Source organism: Niveibacterium umoris, assembly GCF_014197015.1.
Taxonomy (GTDB): Bacteria; Pseudomonadota; Gammaproteobacteria; order Burkholderiales; family Rhodocyclaceae; genus Niveibacterium; species Niveibacterium umoris.
Window position 1 is genome coordinate 1,295,851 of record NZ_JACIET010000002.1, and the last position, 19,390, is coordinate 1,315,240.

At 65.9% G+C, this 19,390-nt stretch carries 17 protein-coding genes; 7 read left to right on the top strand and 10 right to left on the bottom strand.

Features of this window, described 5'->3' with window-relative positions:
• Positions 1 to 258 precede the first annotated feature (258 nt).
• On the bottom strand, positions 259 to 1,563 hold the full coding sequence (locus GGR36_RS17930) for an ABC transporter substrate-binding protein (protein ID WP_221229602.1): 1,305 nt from the start codon (positions 1,561 to 1,563) through the stop codon (positions 259 to 261).
• Positions 1,564 to 1,952: 389 nt separating this feature from the next.
• Complete coding sequence (locus tag GGR36_RS17935; RefSeq protein WP_183636143.1) at positions 1,953 to 2,567, bottom strand: pyridoxamine 5'-phosphate oxidase family protein; 615 nt, start codon at positions 2,565 to 2,567, stop codon at positions 1,953 to 1,955.
• Positions 2,568 to 2,669: 102 nt separating this feature from the next.
• Here GGR36_RS17935 and GGR36_RS17940 point away from each other — a divergent pair, with 102 nt between their 5' ends.
• The 7 genes from GGR36_RS17940 to GGR36_RS17970 all read left to right on the top strand — a co-directional run bounded on the left by GGR36_RS17940 (position 2,670) and on the right by GGR36_RS17970 (position 11,262).
• Complete coding sequence (locus tag GGR36_RS17940) at positions 2,670 to 3,356, top strand: alpha/beta hydrolase (RefSeq protein ID WP_183636144.1); 687 nt, start codon at positions 2,670 to 2,672, stop codon at positions 3,354 to 3,356.
• Between the two features lie 274 nt (positions 3,357 to 3,630).
• Positions 3,631 to 4,437, top strand: coding sequence for a PEP-CTERM sorting domain-containing protein (locus GGR36_RS17945; protein ID WP_183636145.1), 807 nt, complete (start codon positions 3,631 to 3,633; stop codon positions 4,435 to 4,437).
• A gap of 149 nt (positions 4,438 to 4,586) precedes the next feature.
• Positions 4,587 to 6,329, top strand: a complete 1,743-nt coding sequence (locus GGR36_RS17950; protein WP_183636146.1) for a MalM family protein — start codon at positions 4,587 to 4,589, stop codon at positions 6,327 to 6,329.
• A 401-nt stretch (positions 6,330 to 6,730) separates the two neighbouring features.
• The gene (locus tag GGR36_RS17955; RefSeq protein WP_183636147.1) at positions 6,731 to 7,444 is read left to right on the top strand and encodes a DUF4124 domain-containing protein; all 714 of its coding nucleotides are present in this window, start codon (positions 6,731 to 6,733) and stop codon (positions 7,442 to 7,444) included.
• A gap of 122 nt (positions 7,445 to 7,566) precedes the next feature.
• Positions 7,567 to 9,000, top strand: coding sequence for an alkaline phosphatase (locus GGR36_RS17960; protein ID WP_183636148.1), 1,434 nt, complete (start codon positions 7,567 to 7,569; stop codon positions 8,998 to 9,000).
• A 29-nt stretch (positions 9,001 to 9,029) separates the two neighbouring features.
• A complete protein-coding gene (locus GGR36_RS17965; protein WP_183636149.1) occupies positions 9,030 to 10,406 on the top strand; it encodes an alkaline phosphatase in 1,377 nt (458 codons plus the stop codon).
• A gap of 178 nt (positions 10,407 to 10,584) precedes the next feature.
• Positions 10,585 to 11,262, top strand: coding sequence for a hypothetical protein (locus GGR36_RS17970; protein WP_183636150.1), 678 nt, complete (start codon positions 10,585 to 10,587; stop codon positions 11,260 to 11,262).
• Positions 11,263 to 11,327: 65 nt separating this feature from the next.
• Here GGR36_RS17970 and GGR36_RS17975 read toward each other — a convergent pair whose 3' ends face one another.
• From GGR36_RS17975 to GGR36_RS18010, 8 genes are all read right to left on the bottom strand, one after another.
• On the bottom strand, positions 11,328 to 12,134 hold the full coding sequence (locus GGR36_RS17975) for a mechanosensitive ion channel family protein (RefSeq protein WP_183636151.1): 807 nt from the start codon (positions 12,132 to 12,134) through the stop codon (positions 11,328 to 11,330).
• A gap of 161 nt (positions 12,135 to 12,295) precedes the next feature.
• Positions 12,296 to 12,901: a LutC/YkgG family protein gene (locus tag GGR36_RS17980; RefSeq protein WP_183636152.1), complete on the bottom strand. Its 606-nt coding sequence runs from the start codon at positions 12,899 to 12,901 to the stop codon at positions 12,296 to 12,298.
• Complete coding sequence (locus GGR36_RS17985) at positions 12,898 to 14,310, bottom strand: LutB/LldF family L-lactate oxidation iron-sulfur protein (RefSeq protein ID WP_183636153.1); 1,413 nt, start codon at positions 14,308 to 14,310, stop codon at positions 12,898 to 12,900. Before GGR36_RS17985 ends, GGR36_RS17980 begins: the two co-directional genes overlap by 4 nt.
• Positions 14,311 to 14,567: 257 nt before the next feature.
• Positions 14,568 to 15,644 (bottom strand): hypothetical protein, encoded by a 1,077-nt coding sequence (locus tag GGR36_RS17990; RefSeq protein WP_183636154.1) that lies wholly within the window; start codon positions 15,642 to 15,644, stop codon positions 14,568 to 14,570.
• A 393-nt stretch (positions 15,645 to 16,037) separates the two neighbouring features.
• Positions 16,038 to 16,805, bottom strand: coding sequence for a (Fe-S)-binding protein (locus GGR36_RS17995; RefSeq protein ID WP_183636155.1), 768 nt, complete (start codon positions 16,803 to 16,805; stop codon positions 16,038 to 16,040).
• 96 nt (positions 16,806 to 16,901) lie between these two features.
• Positions 16,902 to 17,894 (bottom strand): hypothetical protein, encoded by a 993-nt coding sequence (locus GGR36_RS18000; RefSeq protein WP_183636156.1) that lies wholly within the window; start codon positions 17,892 to 17,894, stop codon positions 16,902 to 16,904.
• A gap of 68 nt (positions 17,895 to 17,962) precedes the next feature.
• On the bottom strand, positions 17,963 to 18,517 hold the full coding sequence (ruvC, locus tag GGR36_RS18005) for a crossover junction endodeoxyribonuclease RuvC (protein ID WP_183636157.1): 555 nt from the start codon (positions 18,515 to 18,517) through the stop codon (positions 17,963 to 17,965).
• Between the two features lie 10 nt (positions 18,518 to 18,527).
• Positions 18,528 to 19,385 carry an EamA family transporter gene (locus GGR36_RS18010; RefSeq protein ID WP_183636158.1) on the bottom strand — a complete coding sequence of 286 codons (858 nt, stop codon included), beginning with the start codon at positions 19,383 to 19,385 and terminating at the stop codon, positions 18,528 to 18,530.
• Positions 19,386 to 19,390: the final 5 nt, after the last annotated feature.

Genomic DNA, 19,390 nt, shown 5'->3' on the forward strand with positions numbered 1-19,390 from the left:
TGCGTCGTGCCGAGTTCCGCTGCACGTTCGGGCACGCGCAGCGGCTTCGGGGCCTTCCGCGTCAGCGGGATTGAAGAGATGAGCCGGGCGCGGCGGCCTATGGTTTCAGTCTAGCAAGGGCCCCGAAAACTGGCTGACACCAAGGCGGTCGTGCGCAGGCGGCGCCAATCCAAATGCGCCTTGTTTGATCGGGTGCAAGAACCGGCGATCGGCGTGGCGGCGCACCCCCGCGGCCCGCATCGCCGCCGGGCCAGGGCCTCACTGCGCCGTGCGGGCCTCTGCGGAGCCGAGTTGCGCCATGCGGGACGCGGTTTGCCTGAGCTGCGCCGGGTAGTCATCCGGCGCATCGAGGAAAGTCGTGAACAGGTTCAGGCCGATCTCTGCGCGGTCTGGCGCGGTGGCCAGATCGTAGTTGAAGGCCCACGCGCGGTTGCGCAGGATCTCGGCGCGGATGGCCTGCTTCAGCGGCGAGTAATGGCGGTCGAGCACCAGGATGTTCGGCGCGATCGAACCCATTGCCCGGCTGATGCGGGCCTCGGATCCGGCGTTGGCGAAGAAGCGCATCGCCGCTTTCGCGCCTGCGGGGTTCTTCGCATCGCGCGGGAGCACCAGCCCGTCTATCGGGCCAAGCGCCACCGGCGGAATCCCCGGCTCGATGACGGGAAACGGAAAGAACCCGAAGTCCGTGCCCTCGTGCCAGCCAACTTCGGGCGATTCCAGGTAGCCGATCAGCCAGGTGCCCATGAGCGTCATGGCGGCTTCGCCCCGACGCACCAGCATGCCGGCGCCGGTATTGAAATCGAGCGCGTTCGGCTGTGGGTTGAACATGCCGGCCTTGACCAGATCGCGCCACATGCCAAAAACGCGCTGCACCTCGCGATCCTCGAACGAGGCTTCGCCGGCCATCAGCTTCTGGCGGTATGCCAGTGGCGCGGTGCGCAGCAGCAGGTAGTCGAACCAGAACTGGGCGGGCCAGCGCGCCTTCGAGCCGAGCGCGAACGGCGTGGTGCCGTGGGCCTTGAGTTTGTGCGCCACATCCAGCAGCTCGCGCCAAGTCTTCGGGGGCTGCAGGCCGAGCGCGGCAAAGAGCTTCTTGTTGTAGATGAAGCCGACATAGTGCTGGGCGATCGGCACGAAATACACGCGGCCGTTGTAGCTGCAGGCCGATTGCACGACGGCGGTGCCGAAAAGCTTGTTCATCTCGGCCACCGGCAGGGCGTCGTCGATCGGTTGCAGGGATTCGACGATCGACTGCACCCTCGCGCCGGCCCAATAGGTGTAGAGGTCGGCGGTACGGTGACGCTGCAGATCGTCGCGGATGCTGTGCTTGAACAATTCGTGGTCGATCGACGTGGGTTGCAGGTGGTAGCGCGTTTCGGCGGCATTGAAGTCTTGCGCGATCGCGTCCATCGCGTTCGCGTAACCGCCCGAGAACGAGAAGTAATGCTGCAAGGCGACCGGCGTGCGTTCCGCGACCAGTTGCTCACGTGTGCGCTGGCAGGCGGCCAGCGTTACGAGAAGGCTCAGGAGCAACAGCCATGCATGTCGTGTTCTTGTTCCCATCGATTCACGGTGAGGCGCGGCGGTCAAATCGGGGTGGGTGTCCAGGTCGACGTGCCGTGCGGACATGTCGTCGCGAAAAGTGCCTGTGCGGGCAGCTGACCTGCCGGCACACTGTACTCCGCGCGTTTGGCCGGTGTAATGAAGTTGCTGTCACAAATCTGAGCATCATCAAGAGTCGGCGGCGCCTTCGCCTGCGGAACATGCGTTGCGGTGCGCTCGGGTGTGCCTGAGTTGAAGGGCGGCGCGTGGCATGGCGAGCGCACGCTGCGCCGCGCCCGTTGCTGGCATCGACTTGCGACGGAAGGCGCCCGGGACCAGGCCTCGCGGCGCGCCCCCGCAGTCATGCAAAAGCGCAGCGACGGTGCAGCAACGGTGCAGGGCACCAACCCTCAGTAGAGCGTCGCCTCAATTCGCGCCGGCTGGACCCGGTCGAACGCCTCGGCGTCGATCGCGCCGTCGGTCATCAGCGCGTTGATCTGTCCGGCGCTCGGGACGCCCGTCGCCGCTGGCGCGGTCCACAGCTGCGCACGCACGACGGCGCGGGAACACTGGTAGTAAGCGGACTCGACGTCGATCACCAGCACACATTTCGGCGCCTGCCCGCGGACGACGAAGCGGGCGAGCAGATCGGGGGCGACCGAGATCCGTGCGCGACCGTTCACCCGCAGGGTTTCGCCGACGCCGGGGATCAGGAAGAGCAGGGCCATGCGCGGGTCTCCGATGAGGTTGCGCAGGCTGTCGGCGCGGTTGTTGCCGCGGCGCTCGGGCAGCAGCAGCGTCTTCTCGTCCTCGACCACCACGAAACCCGGCGCGTCGCCGCGTGGCGATGCGTCGAGCCCGTCCGGCCCGCTGGTGGCGAGGATCGCAAAGGGCGAGGCTTCGATCATCGCCCGATACGGCGCCGCGATGTAGGGCACCTCCTTGCGTGTCGAGACCTCGCTGACCGGGCCGAGCAGGGCGCCCAACTGCTGCAGCGAATGGACCGTGTGCGAATCGGGGGGCATCGGCTTGCTCCGGATCGGTGTGGGAAGCGGGATTATCCGCGAAGCCGTGCTGTCACATCCGAACACGGTAAGCTGCAGCGCTACCCTCGCCAGGAGATTCCCATGTCTGAACTGCTCGAAGCCCTCGAAGTCGAAACCGCGCCGAATCCGGATTTCTCGGTAATCTGGCTGCATGGACTGGGGGCCGACGGCAGCGATTTCGTGCCAGTGGTGCCGGAGCTCGGGCTGCCCGCCGGTGCGCGGGTGCGCTTCGTCTTTCCGCATGCGCCGATGATTCCGGTGACCTGCAACGGCGGCTACATCATGCGGGCCTGGTATGACATCAAGTACCTCGACGGGAGCAGTCGTGACGTGGATGAGGCGGGCGTTCGCGCGTCGTGTGCAGCGGTGCGGGCGCTGGTCGCACGCGAGAACGCACGTGGCGTGCCCACCTCGCACATCGTGCTGGCGGGCTTCTCGCAAGGCGGCGCGATCGCCTACACGGCGGCGCTGTCGCATCCGGAGCGGCTGGCCGGCGTGATTGCGTTGTCCACCTACATACCGGCGCGCGCCATGCTGCTCGGGTCGCTGTCCGACGCCAACCGCTCCACGCCGATCTTCGCGGCGCACGGTACTTACGACGATGTGGTCGGCTTACCGCTGGGCCTGGCGGCGCGCGACGCCTTGCGCGCCGAGGGCTACGCGCTCGACTGGCACACCTACCCGATGCCGCATTCGGTATGTCTCGAAGAAATCGCGGCGATCGGGCAGTGGCTGCAGCAGCGCATGCTTGCGGGGCAAGGCGCGTGACAACGCTGTTTTGAATCTGTCAGAAATATCTTTTTCGCATTTATTTACAGGCGTTCTGACTTCGATCCGTTTGTCTTTGGCGCCGGGCGTGCGGCTTGACGGCGCGGCACCGAGGCGCCGTGACATGCGTCACGCAAATCCGGTATGGCCGTGAATTTGTGCCTGTCGCATAAATTAACAAAAACAATTCTTCAAACGTCCCAAATGACGGATTTGCAGAAATGGCACGGAACCTGCTGATGCAGCAGTGTCCCTGTTCTGGTTCCCTGCTGCCATGTCGCTCCGTCTCCTTGGTCTGTGCTGTTTCGCGCTTCTGTCCCAATCCGCTGCCGCGTATGTGATCGACGGCAATCTTCAGCCCGACTGGTCGATCAACAAGACCACGATGGCGCCCGGTAGCGCGGTCAAGGGTTACACCGTCGAGGACTGGACGCGCAACGGCAGCGGTTTCCTGAGCCCTGGCTACGGTGGCCAGGCCTACGATGCCGAGGCGCTGTACGTCGACTTCGACGCCACGACGCTCTATCTGGGTCTGATCACCGGCATGAACCCCGCCATGCGCATGGGTAACGGCAACTACGCGCCGGGCGACTTCCTGATCGACTTTGGTCGCGACGGCAAGTTCGAGTACGGCTTCACCACCACGGACATCAAGAACACCAACGGCAGCGCATACCGCCCGACGATCAAGGTCGGCTCGCTCTACCGCATCGGTGACGCCACCAACGGCTGGTACTTCGGATTGTGGAACGGTCAGAACAAGAACTATGCGAACGGGCGCGATCCGGTCGCGGTAAAAGCGGGCACGCTGATCGGCGATGGCAAGGTCGCAACCAGCGGCCCGGTCAGCGGCTATGGTCAGTACGCGACTGACACCCACTACATGTACGAGGCCGCGATTCCGCTGGCGCTGTTCGGTGGTGATTGGGGCAAGCCCTTCGACGTGCAGTGGTCGATGCTGTGCGGCAATGACGTGATTTCAGCGGACCCGGTGGCCAGCGTGCCCGAGCCGATGAGCCTTGCTCTGGTCGGTAGTGCGCTGGGTGCGCTGGCGCTGAGCCGCCGCAAGCGTCGCGCCTGATCCCGGCGTGCCCTGCTGCCGCCGTAGCGCACATCCGGCGCACGGGCGGATGACGGCGGGCAAACGATCGCCACGGCGAGCTTGTCCACGCAGGTCCCCGCTTCCAGAATGAAAGCGGCTATTCCGCCGTCGGCAGAGGAGGCAACGCCGTGTGGCGCGCTGCTTGGGGGGCGCTGTTCGTGTGCTTGGCCGGGTGCGCATCGGTCGATATCCGGCCGGGGGGCGACGGCGGTACGCTGTTCGAGACCCATGCCCGCATCCCTGCCGAGTTGAGTGCGGCGCTGGCGAAGGCCCCTGATTGTTGCGCATCTCTCGCCGCGCTTCCTTATGCGACGCTGGCAGAGGCCGGCACACGATCGCTGACGATCAGCCCCTCTTCTCCCGCCTATGCCTTCGACAGCGGCAAGAGCTTCTTCGCCGCGTATCGCATCGCCGAGCTCAAGCGCCCGGCCGAGATCGTGGTCGCGAGCCAACGCAGCGCGGAGCCGGGCTCAACGCTGCAGCTTTGGCCAGACTTTCGCATGCTCGCGTTCGAACCCACGCTGCTGGTGCTCGACGCGCAATTCCGCATCCGCCGCCGTATCACCGCCGACCCACCCGACAGCGCCTGCGCCACGCAAGCCCGGGCCGATGTGTTCGCGGCGCGGGTGGACCTTGTTGAGCCACCCGACGCCGCCGCCTATCTGATCGTGCTGACCACCGCCGACGCGCTGGCGCGCGACGGGCAGCAAGTGTGCGGCGTGGTGCGGCACGGTCTGAGCCCGGTCGGCGCGCTGCGCGTTGACGTGAGCCGCATCGAGATCGACGAACGCCAACTGCATTTCCGCGTGCCGGTGAGCTGGCACCCGGGCTTGCGTGACGCCGGCGGGCTCGGCTTGTTGGGCAGCCTGGTCGACGAGAGCGGCTGGCTGTGGCTGGGCGAGAAACACCTTTACTTCCTGACCCGTCACGGCGACGTGCTACGCCCGCAACTGAGCCTGCCCTACACCGCATTGCGGCTGGCACGCAGCGACGCGACGCAGCATCCGGCGATGCTGGTCGTCGCCACCGAAGAGGCCGGCAAGCTGCGCTTCGAAGGCTTCAGCGCAGCACCGGCGGCACGCGATGCGCTGACAACGGCTGCGGCCTGGTTGGGCGATCAGGTGCCGCTTGGGCGCATTGACGAAGCGGTCGAAATCAGCATCGCAGATACGTTGCCGGTGATTTCGGTGGAGCCGGGTTCGAGCGGATTCCTCTCGCGGCTGAGCGATGCGGCACTGGTCGGCGGAAGTCTGGTCGCCTTGCCGTGTGCGCTGTGCCAGACCGGCGTCTGCACGCCGGAGATGCTGCTGTCCTGCGCCGCGTTGTTCTCGACCGGCGCGGTTGCCGGCGGCGTAGTCGCGAGCGGCCAGGAATTGCTCGCGCGTGCGCAGGGCCGCAGCCAGGGGCCGGCTGAAGTGCCGACGCACGCTGCGATCACGTTGCACAAGACGCCGGCGCTCGACGCCACGTCCTTGCGCGCCTGTCTGCAAGCCGCACTGTCTCAGGGCGGGGCGGAGCCCTGGCGCGACCAGGGCATCACTGGGCACCCGCATTTGAAGGCCTCGGCCGCGCCGGCAACGCCCTCGATGCAACTCGCGCTCGAAGGCATCGCCTTCGTGCCGGAAGGGGCGACGCCGGCCGACGTGAATGAGCTGCCGGTGCGCCTGCACCTGCGCGGCCACTGGGCCTGGGTCCGCGCCGGCGACGCGACGCCACGGCACCTGCCGCTCACCTGGCAGAGTGACGTTCACCCACTGCGCGCCTGGCTTGGCGATAGCCCGCCGGTGTTGCGCGACACGCTCGACACCGCCTGCCGCGACATCGCCACGCAGACCATCGCCACCGCAGCGGCGCAGTGGCGGCGGCACTGAGTCGGGCGGTGGGTATTTCGATTTCGAACATGACTGCCGTCGTGCTCACCGGGTGAGGCGCCGGCGGCGTTCTGTGTTCTCACACGGGATGACGGCGAGCGCGCTCGCCAGAAGCCTCGCCGATCGTGTCGGTGACTGCTGGCGTGCCCTGAATGCAGGCCGTGCCGACCAACCAATGCCATGCGATCCAGTCCGCCAATCAGGTGATATGGAGCGAGGCGGCGCGGGTTGTGCCCCTCGCGGTGCTGGTTGAGGATCCGGAATGAATGCTGGCGGGGGATTACGTGCTCCGCGGCGGTCATCTTGCCTGCCGTGTGGCGCGTTGTTAGGACGATGCCTCGTTCTGACAGGCAGTTGTATCCCCACACCAATCACTGAAAGGAAGGGCTGCGGCCCTCCATATGCCCACCTCCTCAAAACGTCTATGCGCTGCCGCGCGGACCCTCTCCTGCCTGCTTCCGCTACTGATCGCAGACGCGGCTGGCGCGGGCGTTTATCGCTGCGCCGATGCGCAGGGGCACATTACCTATTCGGACCTGCCGTGTGCCACCGGAGCCAATGCAAAGCAGCAGACCATCAATGCGTCGCCCGCAGCGCGCGGGATCGCCGGCACCGCCGCCCAGCCCGCCAACGAGGTTGCCGGGGCGCAGCGTGGGGCGTCGCACGCGGGCAGCGAGAAGGTCTGCCCCACCGAGCGGGATATCGCCAACCTGGAAACCCGCGCCACCAGTATCACGCTGGATGAACGTGCGCGGACCTTTATGCGCGACGAGGTGCGCCGCGCCCGCGCGTGTGCGCGCGAGGATTCGCATTACACGCAGGAAGACTGGGCCCGCGTCGAGCAGGGCATCCGCGACCAGGACCGCACCCTCGAGCGCGACCGTGCGGACGCCAGAAGCCGCGTGGTTGATACGCACAGCATCGGCGCCTCCGAGCAGGAACAGCAGCGCATCGAGAACGACAAGAACCGCGATGCCTTGAGGGCGGTCGCACGCTGCGACCGCAATGCATGCTGGGACGCGGGTGGCACGCGCTATGCGCGGAGCGACTCGGGCTATGTCGGGCCGGGCGGTCAGAGCTGCCAGCTTAGTGACGGCAAGCTGGACTGCCGCTGACACACTCGGGATTTGGTGGGGGCGCCGACGCGGAGCGCTGCAATCAGTGCTGTGACAGTCATGTTGTCGTCACGTTGGTTTCGTAGGCTCCCGGCTCCGATTCATCTCTGGAGCTTCGCGCAATGCGCACCACGACTCTCGCGCTCTCGTTGCTTGCCGCCGCCACCCTGGCAGCTTGCGGCGGCAAGGACAGCACGCCACCGGAACCGCCGGTGGTCGTAAAACCCGCCCCGACCAACGTCATCTTCTTCCTCGGCGACGGCATGGGCATCGCCACGACCACCGCCGCGCGCATCTATTCGGTGGGCGAAGACGGCGAACTGACGATGGACACGCTGCCGGAGACCGGCTTCGTGAAGACCTTCTCGAACGATGCGCAAGTCACCGACTCCGCGCCGTCGATGTCGGCCTACATGACCGGCGTCAAGATGAACAACGAAGTCATCTCGATGTCGACCGACACGCTCGCGAAAACCCCGAACGCGGACTTCACCAGCAACTGCGGCACCGCCAACGGCACGCCGGTCACCACGCTGCTTGAGCTCGCCAAGGCGGCTGGCCGCGGCACCGGTGTCGTGACCACCACCCGCGTTACGCATGCCACGCCGGCTGCGACCTACGCGCACGTGTGCCACCGCGACGCGGAAGCGGATATCGCCGCCGCGATGGTGCCGGCTGGCAAGGGCTACAACACCAAGCTGGCGGACGGCATCGACGTGGTGCTGGGCGGCGGCAAGCAGTTCTTCGTCACCAAGGATGCTGGCGGCAAGCGCGCCGATGGCCGTGACCTGACGGCGGAACTGAAGACGGCCGGTTATACGGTTGCCACCGACCGCGCCGGCTTCGACGCGATCGACGCGACCAAGGCCGTCAAGTTCGTCGGCCTGTTCACGTCCAGCCATATGAGCTACGACCTTGACCGCGATCCGGCCAAGGAACCGAGCCTCGCGGAGATGACGGTCAAGGCGATCCAGCGCCTGAAGCAGAACGAGAAGGGCTTCTTCCTGATGGTGGAAGGCGGCCGTATCGACCATGCGCTGCACGAGACCACCGCGAAGAAGGCCCTGCAGGACACGGTTGCCTTCGACAACGCGATCAAGGCCGCGCTGGACGAAATGAAGAAGACCGACCCGACGCTGAAGAACACGCTGGTCGTCGTCACCGCCGACCATGACCACACCCTGGTGCTCAACGGCTACGCCAAGCGCACCGGCAAGACCAGCGCCACCAACCCGGGCGTGCTGGGGCTGCTGCGCAACTATGCCGACGGCAGCATCGCCAAGGATGCCGACGGCAAGCCCTTCACGATCATCGGCTTCGGCAATGGCGAGAACCGCCCGGCGGGCAATCGCTCGACCTTCACCGACCTGACCGACGACGTCGTGTTCGCCAGCACCTACCACCAGGAAGCAGCGGTGCGCATGGGTGCGGGCTCTGAAACCCACGGCGGCACCGATGTGTTCATCGGCGCGACCGGCAAGAGCGCAGAAACCTTCGGCGGCTTCGTCGAAAACACCGCCGTGTTCGGCCTCGTCAAAGCGGCGGCCGGCCTGTGACCGCCCCAGCATCACCGCAAGGACTCAACATGATCAAGAAAACCCTGATCGCCGCGCTGCTGTGTGCAGCCGGCACCGTGCATGCGGCCGGCGAGGCGAAGAACGTGATCTTCTTCCTCGGCGACGGCATGGGCCCGACCACCGTCACCGCAGCCCGCATCTACAAGTACGGCGAGACCGGCGCGCTGAACATGGAAAGCCTGCGTCGCACCGCGCGCATCAAGACCTTCTCCAACGACGCGCAGACGACCGACTCGGCGCCCTCGATGTCGGCCTACATGACCGGCGTGAAGATGAACAACGAAGTGCTGTCGATGAGCAGCGACACCGTCGCCAAGGCACCGGCCGCCGACGGCAGCAGCACCTGCCCCGCAACCGGCAACGGCACGCCGGCCACGACGCTGCTGGAACTGTCCAAGGCTGCCGGCAAGGCTGTTGGTGCCGTGACGACGACCCGCGTGACGCACGCCACGCCGGCCGCCACGTACGCCCACATCTGTCACCGCGACGCCGAGAACGACATCGCGGCGCAAGCGGTGCCGGGCGGCGTCGGCTACAACGCGGCGCTGAAGGATGGCCTCGACGTGCTGATGGGCGGCGGTCGTCGCCATTTTGTCCCGAAGGCCAACGGTGGCAAGCGCATCGATGGTCGCGACCTCGTCACCGAGTTCAAGGCCGCCGGCTACGCCTACGCCGATACCGGCACCGCGCTTGCCGCGATCGACGCCAGCAAGACCAGCAAGCTCGTCGGCCTCTTCCACATGGACCACGTCGATTACGAACTGGACCGTGTGAAGAACAGCCTCGACCAGCCGAGCCTCGCGACGATGACGACCAAGGCCATCGACGTGCTCGCCAAGAACCCGAAGGGCTTCTTCCTGATGGTGGAAGGCGGCCGTATCGACCACGCCCTGCATGGCACCAATGCCAAGCGCGCGCTGGAAGATGCGATTGCCTTCGACACCGCGATCAAGGTGGCGCTCGACGCAATGCAGGCGAAGGATCCGGGCCTCAAGAACACGCTGATCGTCGTGACGGCCGACCACGACCACACCATGACGATCAACGGCTACTCGAAGCGCGGCAACCCGATCCTCGACATCTCGCGTTCGTACAAGGACAACTCGCCCAACCTCGACGCCGACGGCAACACCTACACCACGCTGGTGTTCGGTAACGGCCCGACGCGCAAGGATGTGCGCACCAGCATCGTGTCCGGCAACGCTGACAAGACGCAGGCCCTGCACGATGACTACCTGCAGGAAACCGGTGTGCGCATGGGCTCGGAAACCCACGGTGGTGGCGACGTGATGCTGATGAGTACCGGCGCCGGCAACAGCGGGTTCAAGGGCACCATGGACAACACCAGGGTGTTTGGCCTGGTGCGTAGCGCGCTGGGGCTCTGAGCGTGTAGCGCCGTCGCCCACGGCGCTGCGCCTGCCAGCGTAGCGGCAGCGGGTCCCTCTCCCCGCTGTCGTTCCGCGAGCCGGCGTAGCACGTGGGATCGGCATGATGGAATTCCGCCGGCGGTGCCATGGGTGCCGTCGGCGCCTTTGTTTTGACTGGAAGCCTATGAAAAACGCAATGCTTTGCGCCCTTTTCGGAGCGCTGCCGCTGTGGGCCATCGCTGCGCCGGCGGCACCCCTTGTGGCCACGGTTCAGGTCGAGTCGCGCTGGGTGACGGCTGACGGGGTCGAGAAGACCACCCGCTTCGTCGAACGCCTGGTGCGCAGCGACAACCATGTCTGGACCGAACGCATCAAGCCGGCCGGCACACCGTCCGCCACGCCGGATGAACACGGGCAGCCGGGCGAAACGCATCTGCACCCCTCCGACCTGGCCGGTGCCGCGAAGCTCGTCGCACGGGACAAGCAGGGGCAGGTGACGCTGAGTTTCGTCCGTGCCGATCTGAAGACCCGCGTCGATCTGAGTCCGCGTGACTTCGATGCGGTCGGCTTCGACGGCAAGTGGGACAGCGCATGGTCGCTGATCGATCCTGCCTTGATTTCTCGCCTCGCACCGAGCGCTCGCGCATCGGATGTGGCCGGTGCGCGCTGGTACGAACGGCACGCCCGCGGCGAGTACATGCGCGTGCTGTGGTCGGCGGATCTGGCGCTTGCGCTGCGGGTCGAGTCCGGGCGGGACGATGGCAGCCAGCGTACCCGCACGGTGGTGACGATCGCGCCCGCCGGGCAAACAGCGCAGCCGTGGAATGCCCTCGCTTCCTATTCCCGCAAGGATTACACCGACCTGCTCGACTGATCGGCGCTGCGCGTCGCAATGAAAAAGGCAGCCAACTGGCTGCCTTTTGTCATCTTGCGTCGCGCTTATCCCTGACGTACATGGAAGTGCTGTTCCGGCACCGGGTAGCCGGCGGCGCCGCAGGTGTCGCGGATCGCCTTGTTGGTGTCGAAGTACACCTGCCAGTAATGGTTGGTGTGGCAGAAGGGACGCACCGCCAGCACCGGCCCCATCGGCGTGAAGTCCAGCACCTCGACGGTCGGTGTCGGTTCTGCTACGACGTTGGGTATCTGTACCAGCGCTGCCTTCAAGCGCGAGATCGCGTCATTCACATCGACCGCGTGGTTCAGTTGCGCGGTGCGCTCGACACGGCGGTACGGGTTGGTCGAGTAGTTCTGGATCGTGTCGCCGAAGATCTTGTTGTTGCCGACGATGGTGAGCACGTTGTCAGGCGTGTTGATCGCCGAAGCGAAGAGGCCGACCTCCATCACGGTGCCTTCGATGCCGCCCACCTTCACATAGTCGCCTACCTTGAACGGCCGCAGCACGACGAGGAAGGCGCCCGCCGCGAAGTTGGCCAGCAGCCCGGCCCAGGCCGCGCCGATCGCGATGCCCATGGCGGCAACCAGGGCGGCGAACGAAGTGGTCTCGAGCCCGAAGTAGCCAAGGATCGCAACCACCAGCACGATGTTCAGCGCGACGCTGACGATGTTGCCGATGTAGCGCAGCAGGGTCGGGTCGACATGCTGCCGGGTCATTGCGGCGGATATGCCACGCACCGCCAGGCCGATCAGCCAGCGGCCGACGATCCAGACTGCAATCGCGCCGAGGATCTTGAGTCCGAAGGTGGCCAGTTGGGTGCTGACGACGTCGATGATGTTCTGGAAGTTCATGCCGGGGCTCCTGGGGTGATGTGGGGCTGTCGGACGGCGGGCGCTATCGGGTTGCGCCGACGGACGACGCGTTCCCGATGCTCGGGACTTCAGTTTGCGGCGTGATGACGCGCGGGTGCAATACCCGTGGCTGGCAACAACGCCACCGCGCGGTGCTTGACTCAGCCGACGAGCACGACGTGCACCGCGCGCGGGCCGTGGGCGCCGATCTGTATCGTTTGCTCGACGTCGCCGGTGCGCGACGGTCCGGCGACCAGGTTCAGTGCGCGCGGCAAGGTGCCCAGCGCGCGCAGGCGCGCCCAGACCGCCTCCTGGTTCGCGACGAGGTCCGCGAGGTGCAGCGTGATCACATGGAACTCCGGTACGAAGTTGTGCGTGATCGGTGAGTCGGGGCCCGATGCCATGACCAGCGTGCCGCTCTCGGCGATGCCGGCGAAAGCAAGTGATACGGCTGCGACCGTGTCCTTGCGGGCGGCGTCGCATCTGCGTGTGAGGGTGTCGGGCCAGGGGAGCCTGGCAAGCGGTGCCGCCATCCACAGCGTTGCGATGGGCGCCCGGGATTCCAGCCACGCCAGCGCGCGAGACGGCAACTCGTCCAGCGTGGCAATGCGTTCATGCGTGCAGGCGTGAAGCGTGGCGCGCTCGATGAAGCGCGCGAGGGATGCGGTTTGGGTGGTGGGCTGTGCAGGCGCAAGCATCGGCGTGCCGCCCGTCGGCACCGTGTTCAGCGCGGCGCGGATGCCCGCGAATACCGCCTCGCGGCTCATGACCCACCCCGCTGTTTGCGCCACTGCTCAAGAAAGGTTTCGCCGCTCGGTGCCGGCAAGTCGCGGCTCTGTGTCCATGCATGTGCGCCCGGCAAGGCGCTGATGTGACCCGCGTGTCCCGCACGGGCCCGCAGCAGGCGAATGCCGAAGCGTTCGAGGGCGTGATACAGCCCCGGCTGCCGCGCGACCCAGCCCCAGGCGGCCAGCAGCGTGCGCTGCCGTGCCGGCATCAGGCCCGCCTTCACCTGTTCGCTGCGCAGCGTGCGGATCAGCTCGGTGAGCGGAATCTTCACCGGGCACACGCTCTGGCAGCGGCCGTTGAGCGTGCAGGCGTTGGGCAGGTCGTAGTGCTCGGCCATGCCGTTGAACAGCGGCGTCAGGATCGCCCCCATCGGCCCCGGATAAACCCAACCGTAGGCGTGCCCCCCGATGGCGCTGTACACCGGGCAATGGTTCATGCAGGCGCCGCAGCGGATACAGCGCAGCATGTCGCGGAACTTGCCGCCCAGCATCTTCGAGCGGCCGTTGTCGACCAGCACGACGTGGTATTCCTGCGGCCCGTCCGGGTCGCCGGTGCGGCGCGGGCCGGTCGAGATCGTGGTGTAGCACTCGGTGTCCTGCCCGGTCGCGCTGCGCGCGAGGATGCGCAGGAACACCGAGAGGTCGTCCAGCGTCGGCAGCACGCGCTCGATGCCGGAGGTCACGATATGCACCCGCGCCAGCGTCTGCGACAGGTCGCCATTGCCCTCGTTGGTGACGATGACGCTGCTGCCGGTTTCGGCGATCAGGAAGTTGCCGCCGGTGATGCCGACGTCGGCCCGGAAGAACTTCTCGCGCAGCACATGGCGCGCTTCATTCACCAGCCCGGCGACGGATTCTTCGCGCGGCCGACCGGGGTGGTGCGCCTCGAACAGATCCGCCACCTGCTCGCGGGTCTTGTGGATCGCCGGCGCGATGATGTGCGAGGGCGGTTCCTGCGCGAGCTGAATGATGTACTCGCCCAGATCAGTCTCGACGACCTTGTAGCCCGCCGCTTCCAGCGCCGGGTTCAGCGCAATCTCCTCGCTGACCATCGACTTGCCCTTGCAGATCGTCTTCGCGTTGGCGTCGCGGCAGATGCCGAGGATGATCTCGCGCGCCTCGGCCGCATCGGTGGCGAAATGGACCTTGCCGCCGGCGGCCCCTACAGCGGCAGCGTAGCGTTCCAGCCAGACGTCCAGTTCGCCGAGCACCGCATTCTTGATCTGCGCCGCACGGTCGCGCAGCGCTTCGAAGTCCGCCAGCTCGGCCACCGCGCTGGCACGTTTGGCGACGAACAGTGGCTTGAAGTTGCCGAGCGCTTTCTGCAGCGAGGCGTCTTTCAGCGCGAGCGCGGCGCGTGATTCAAAGTTTCCGGAGGCGGTACTCATCGCGGCTCCTCATCGCCGATCGCAGGGCCGTGTCTGCTTCCGGCACCTCATGCGGATAGCCGCCTGTCCAAGCAGTGCAATGGCCGAAGTACCGAATTCCGGCCGGTATGCGTTCTTGAGGCAAGCGACCCCTGCTTGCGGTGTTCGATACAGCATCGTCCGACTCCCCCGTCGTGTGCGCATGCCACGATAGGCGCGAGCTGCGATTCACTCAAGTACAAATCGCCCCGCCTTGGACGTAGACGGGGCGAGCTGCCTCAGAACACCGAAGCGAGGGCCTGACGCGTCACGACGCGGGTCGTGTCGACTGTGCCATTGCCATCCGCGTCCAGCGCCAGCGTGGCGGTGTCGTCTACGAACGTGATGTCGAGCGTTGCTGGTTTTCCTTCAAGCGAGATTCGCATACTCCCGGACACGATCTTCCCGTCTGCCGAATACCGGATTGGGCTTGTGGTGCGAGTCACGATCAAACCGGCTAGTGGCGTATTGCTGCCGCCGTCACCGAGACGGGTGCGCGACGAGAAGTCCACCGCGTATGCGTTTGCGTCGAGCTCGGTCAGGGTCGCCGTGTAGCTGTTGTCCACGTTGCCTATCGGAAGCTGGCGATCGGCCTCGATGTGCATGATGAAGGGTGTGCCCTGCATCGTCGTTTCAGCATGTCCCGCGACGCTACGCAATTTGAAACTCAGCGTGCCGCCGAGTTGATTGCTTCGGTTCCCTTCGCTTGTCGCGAACGAAACAAAGTTGACGGAATAGTCGGCAGACGCCACGACGCCACTCGCTCGCGTCAGCGACGTGATCATGATCTCGAAGTACCCACTGGTCGTCTCGGTGCCATCTTTGCAAGCGTTCGCCGTTACGCGGTAGGGCTCATTCTGGTCGGCCTGTTTGTTGAGGTTGCTGTCCACAACCGAGATGTTCAGATTTCCGCCGTCAGGACACGGCACGGTGGCGACAGGCAACAGCAGGTCAGGCGGAGGGGGCGGTGACAGCGCCAACGCGGGGGCGGCTGACTGAGACAGGCTGACGTTTGCGCTCACAGGGACGGCCGCCAGTGCTGCATCGACATTGCGCAGCACTGCAGATGACGCGCCTGCACCAGAAAAGCTACCTAGCCCCGGGTCGAAGCTTGCAACGTCGGCGACCAACATGCCCGACGCGGCGATCAGGTTCATGTTGTCGCCGGTGATCTCGGTCGGCGTGGTGCTGGAGGGGGGCGGCGGTGGCGGCGGTGGCGGCGTATCGCCGCTGCCACCACCACCGCAGGCGGCAAGAGTCAAACTGAATGCTGTCGTACTGAGCAGCCCGCGAATCGTGGAACGCTGAAGCTTCATGACAAACTCCTGGGGTATGGATCATGCGCAATTACGCTGGCATGGTCGCAGAGCACACACCCTGCCGGTGTGATTAACGTCACCTGAATTGTTCGATCACACGCCGGATCCGGTACACGCAGCGGCGACGGTGGGCGAGCGACGACGTCGAGGGCACGCTTTTCGACTCACCGCAGATGGTGCGGACATCGTTTCGGCGGCGTCTGGTCAAGATGCGTCGGTGCGCGTGAGTCGCCGCGGCGTAACGCGTGATACTTGATTCCTCGTGGTGTACGGCGAGCCGGCGATGGCCTTTTCGATATGCGTCGCGCGGTACCGGGAATCGGCAATCTGGCTGCGGCCATCATCACAACGTCAGTGTGGGGGGCGATTCTCCACCGCCCTGGCTGATGCTCAACGTGGATCCTCGTCGCCGATCGCCGGGCCGTCTGCGCGACCGGCGAGCACTTCGGCCGTGTGCAAGACCCGGATGCGCGAACCCTTGCGCTTGAGCCTTCCGGCGATGTTCAGCAGGCAGCCGAGGTCGCCGCCCAGCAGGGTGTCTGCGCCGGTCGCTTCCAGCGAGCGGATCTTGTCGTCCACCATCTTTTCCGAAATCGCCGGGTACTTCATGCAGAAGCTGCCGCCGAAGCCGCAGCACACCTCCGCGTCGTCCATTTCGAGCAGCGACAGGCCCTTGACCTGTGCAAGCAGCGACCGGGGCTGCTGCTTCACGCCCAGCTCGCGCAGGCCGCTGCACGAATCGTGGTAGCTCGCACGGCCGGCATAGGTGCTGCGAATGTCGACCTTCAGCACGTCAGAGAGGAATGACAGCAGCTCGTGGGACTTGTCGGCCAGCGCTTGCGCCCGTGCAGCCCATTCGGTGTCGTCGGCCAGCATCTGCGGATACTTGTGCAAGGTGCCGATGCACGAGCCGGAGGACGCGACGACGTAGTCGAAGGCTTCGAACTGCGCGATCAACTGGCGCGCGAGCGCGCGCGCGGTGTCATCGGTGCCGGCCGACCAGGCGGGTTGTCCGCAACACGTCTGGGTCACCGGCACTTCGACCCGGCAGCCCGCTTGTTCGAGCAACGCAACGGCCGAAAAACCGATATTCGGCCGCATGGCATTCATCAGGCAGGTGGCAAACAGGCCAACCCGCGGTGTGTGGTGCTGCGGCATCCGACTCCCCCGTCGTGGCAGACCAACACGATAGGCCGGACGCGCCGTGTGCTCAAGTCGAGCACCGTCTCGATCTGAGACGGTGCTCGCAGCAGGTCAGAGCTTTTCGAGATCGCTCAGTTTGACGGTGCGCGTGGTTTCGCTGACGCCGTCACCATCGCTGTCGAGATCGAGGCGCGCAGAGTCGCCGCCAAGGTAGGTGATCTTCAGCACCGATTTGCCCGAGACGACCTTGAGTCGGCCGCTGTCAGGATAGCCGTCGGTGGCGGCGTGGCGGGTCAGCACGGCTTGTTCGGTCGTAACCGCGAGTGCGCCGGTGTAGGCCGTGCTGGTGACCCTGACTTGCTGGTTGAGCGTGAGCGTGGTTTGGGAACCGTCATCTGCCAGCGAAAGCGTGGCCGTGGGCAGTGTCGTCGAATGCCGCAACTGGCCGCCGGTGCTGTATTCCGACGTCGACAGGTTGGTCGCCGTCAGCGTCAATGTGCTGGCGGTGAGCGAGGTTTGCTGCAGATCGAGGCTGAGCGTGCCGGCCGCGGTGTAACGCCCATCGGCCGCTGCGACGTTCAGGTTCTGCAGCGAAACCGAGAAGGTGGCGTGGCCGGTGCCGCTCTGGAAGCTGCCAGTGGCCGAGCCGAGCGTGGCGCTGATGCTGCCGTTGATGGTGTCGGTGCCTTCGGCGCAGGCATTGAAGCTGGCGGTGAAGGAGTCGCCGCCATCGAGGGTCTGTGAATTGTTCGCGTCGTTCACGGTGATGCCGACGTTCCCGCCATTGGTGCAGTTCTGCGTGATGCTCTGTTGCGCCGCGGCGGTCGGCGGCGTGCCGGCGCTGCGGGCGGCAGTCTTGACGGTTGCAACCGGCCCGGCCCCGAACGTCAGCGTCGACACCATCGAGCCCAGTGATGCGCTGCTGCTTGCCGCGCTGACCGTCGCAGCGGCGACGGTGTCTGCATTGCTGCTCGTGATCGCGGTGTTGCTGACCGGCGGATCGATGACGGTATTCGAGCCGCCGCCGCCGCCTCCGCAGGCGCTCAGAAGCAGGCCGAGTGCTGCTGCGCTGACGAGTGAGGTGGAGCGTTCTAGCGTGGTCATGTGTGTCTCCTCTGGTTCAAGCCAATTAGTTTAATTCTGTCGGTGCGTTGGAAAACTTGCGAGGAACTTCAACTCGCTTTGCGCGCACCTGCGGGCAGTACACGACCGCCCCGGCGGCGCCCGGCGGTCGGCGCGACGATGCCGAAGCCGTGTCCCGCATGGGCATGGCAGATCGCGCAGGCGAGCGCATCGGCGGCATCCGATTGCGGCACGCCGCCGAGTTGAAGCAGGCGCACCACCATGTGCGAAACCTGATCTTTGGTCGCGCGCCCTTGTCCGACGACGGCCTTCTTGATCTGCATCGTGCCGTATTCGGCGACCGGCAGGCCCGCGGTGGTGAGCGCCGCAATGGCGGCGCCCCGCGCCTGGCCGAGCAGCAGCGTCGACCACGGGTTCTTGTTGAGAAAGACCTCTTCGATGGCCGCCTGTTGCGGTGTGTATTTGAGGATCACCTCGCGGAGGCTGTCGAACACCACGCCAAGCCGATGCGGTAACGATTCGCGCTCGTTGGTCTTGATGCAGCCGCTGGCCACATAGACCAGCTTCGGGCCGTATTTGTCGATGACGCCGAAGCCGCTGCTCTGCAGGCCGGGGTCGATGCCAAGGATGCGGATCGGTTGCATCGGATGCCTTTCAGCGTGGGCGTGCGAGCCACACACCGGTAACGGCCGCGAGCATACCCGGCAAGGCCAGGCCGGTGAGGGTTTCACCGAAAACCGCCCAGGCGAGCAACGCGGTGGTCGGTGGCGTGAGGTAGAACAGGCGCGCGACATTGACGGCACTGCCCCGGCGGATCAGCAGATTGAGCAGGCTGATCGCGCCGATCGAGAGCACCAGCACCAGCCAGCCAAGCGCAAACACGAAATGCGGCGTCCAGTCGATATGCATGGTCTCGGTGGCGCAGGCGACGGGCAGCGTCAGCAGCGCGCTGGCTGCGAACTGCACGACCGACCCGGCACGCAGGTCAAAGCGTGGACAGAATCGCTTCTGGTAGAGCGTGCCAAGCGTGATCCCCAGCAGCGCGACGAGCGCCGGAGCGAGCATGCTCACGACCTCGGTGCTCGGTACGGCGCCGGTTTTGTGTGCGACCACCATGGCGACGCCCGCAAAGCCCAGCAGCAGCCCGATCCACTGGCGCGTGACAACGCGCTCACCCAGCAAGGCGCCGGCGCCGAGCGCCGTCAGCAGGGGCTGGATGCCGACGATCAGCGCGGTAATGCCGGCCGGGAGACCGCGGTGGATGGCGGTGAACACGCCACCAAGATAGAGCGCGTGGAGCAAGGTGCCGCTGATGGCGATGTGCATGATCTGCCGGCCATCGCTCGGCCAGCGTGCGTGGGCCGCCAGCGCCAGGCCGCTCATCAGGACGATCACCACGACATAGCGCAGGAGCAGGAAGGTGAGGGGCTCCGCGTTCGGCAGGCCCAGCTTTGCGCCGATGAAGCCGCTGCTCCACAGCAGCACGAAAAGCAGCGGTGTGAACTGGGTCACCCGAC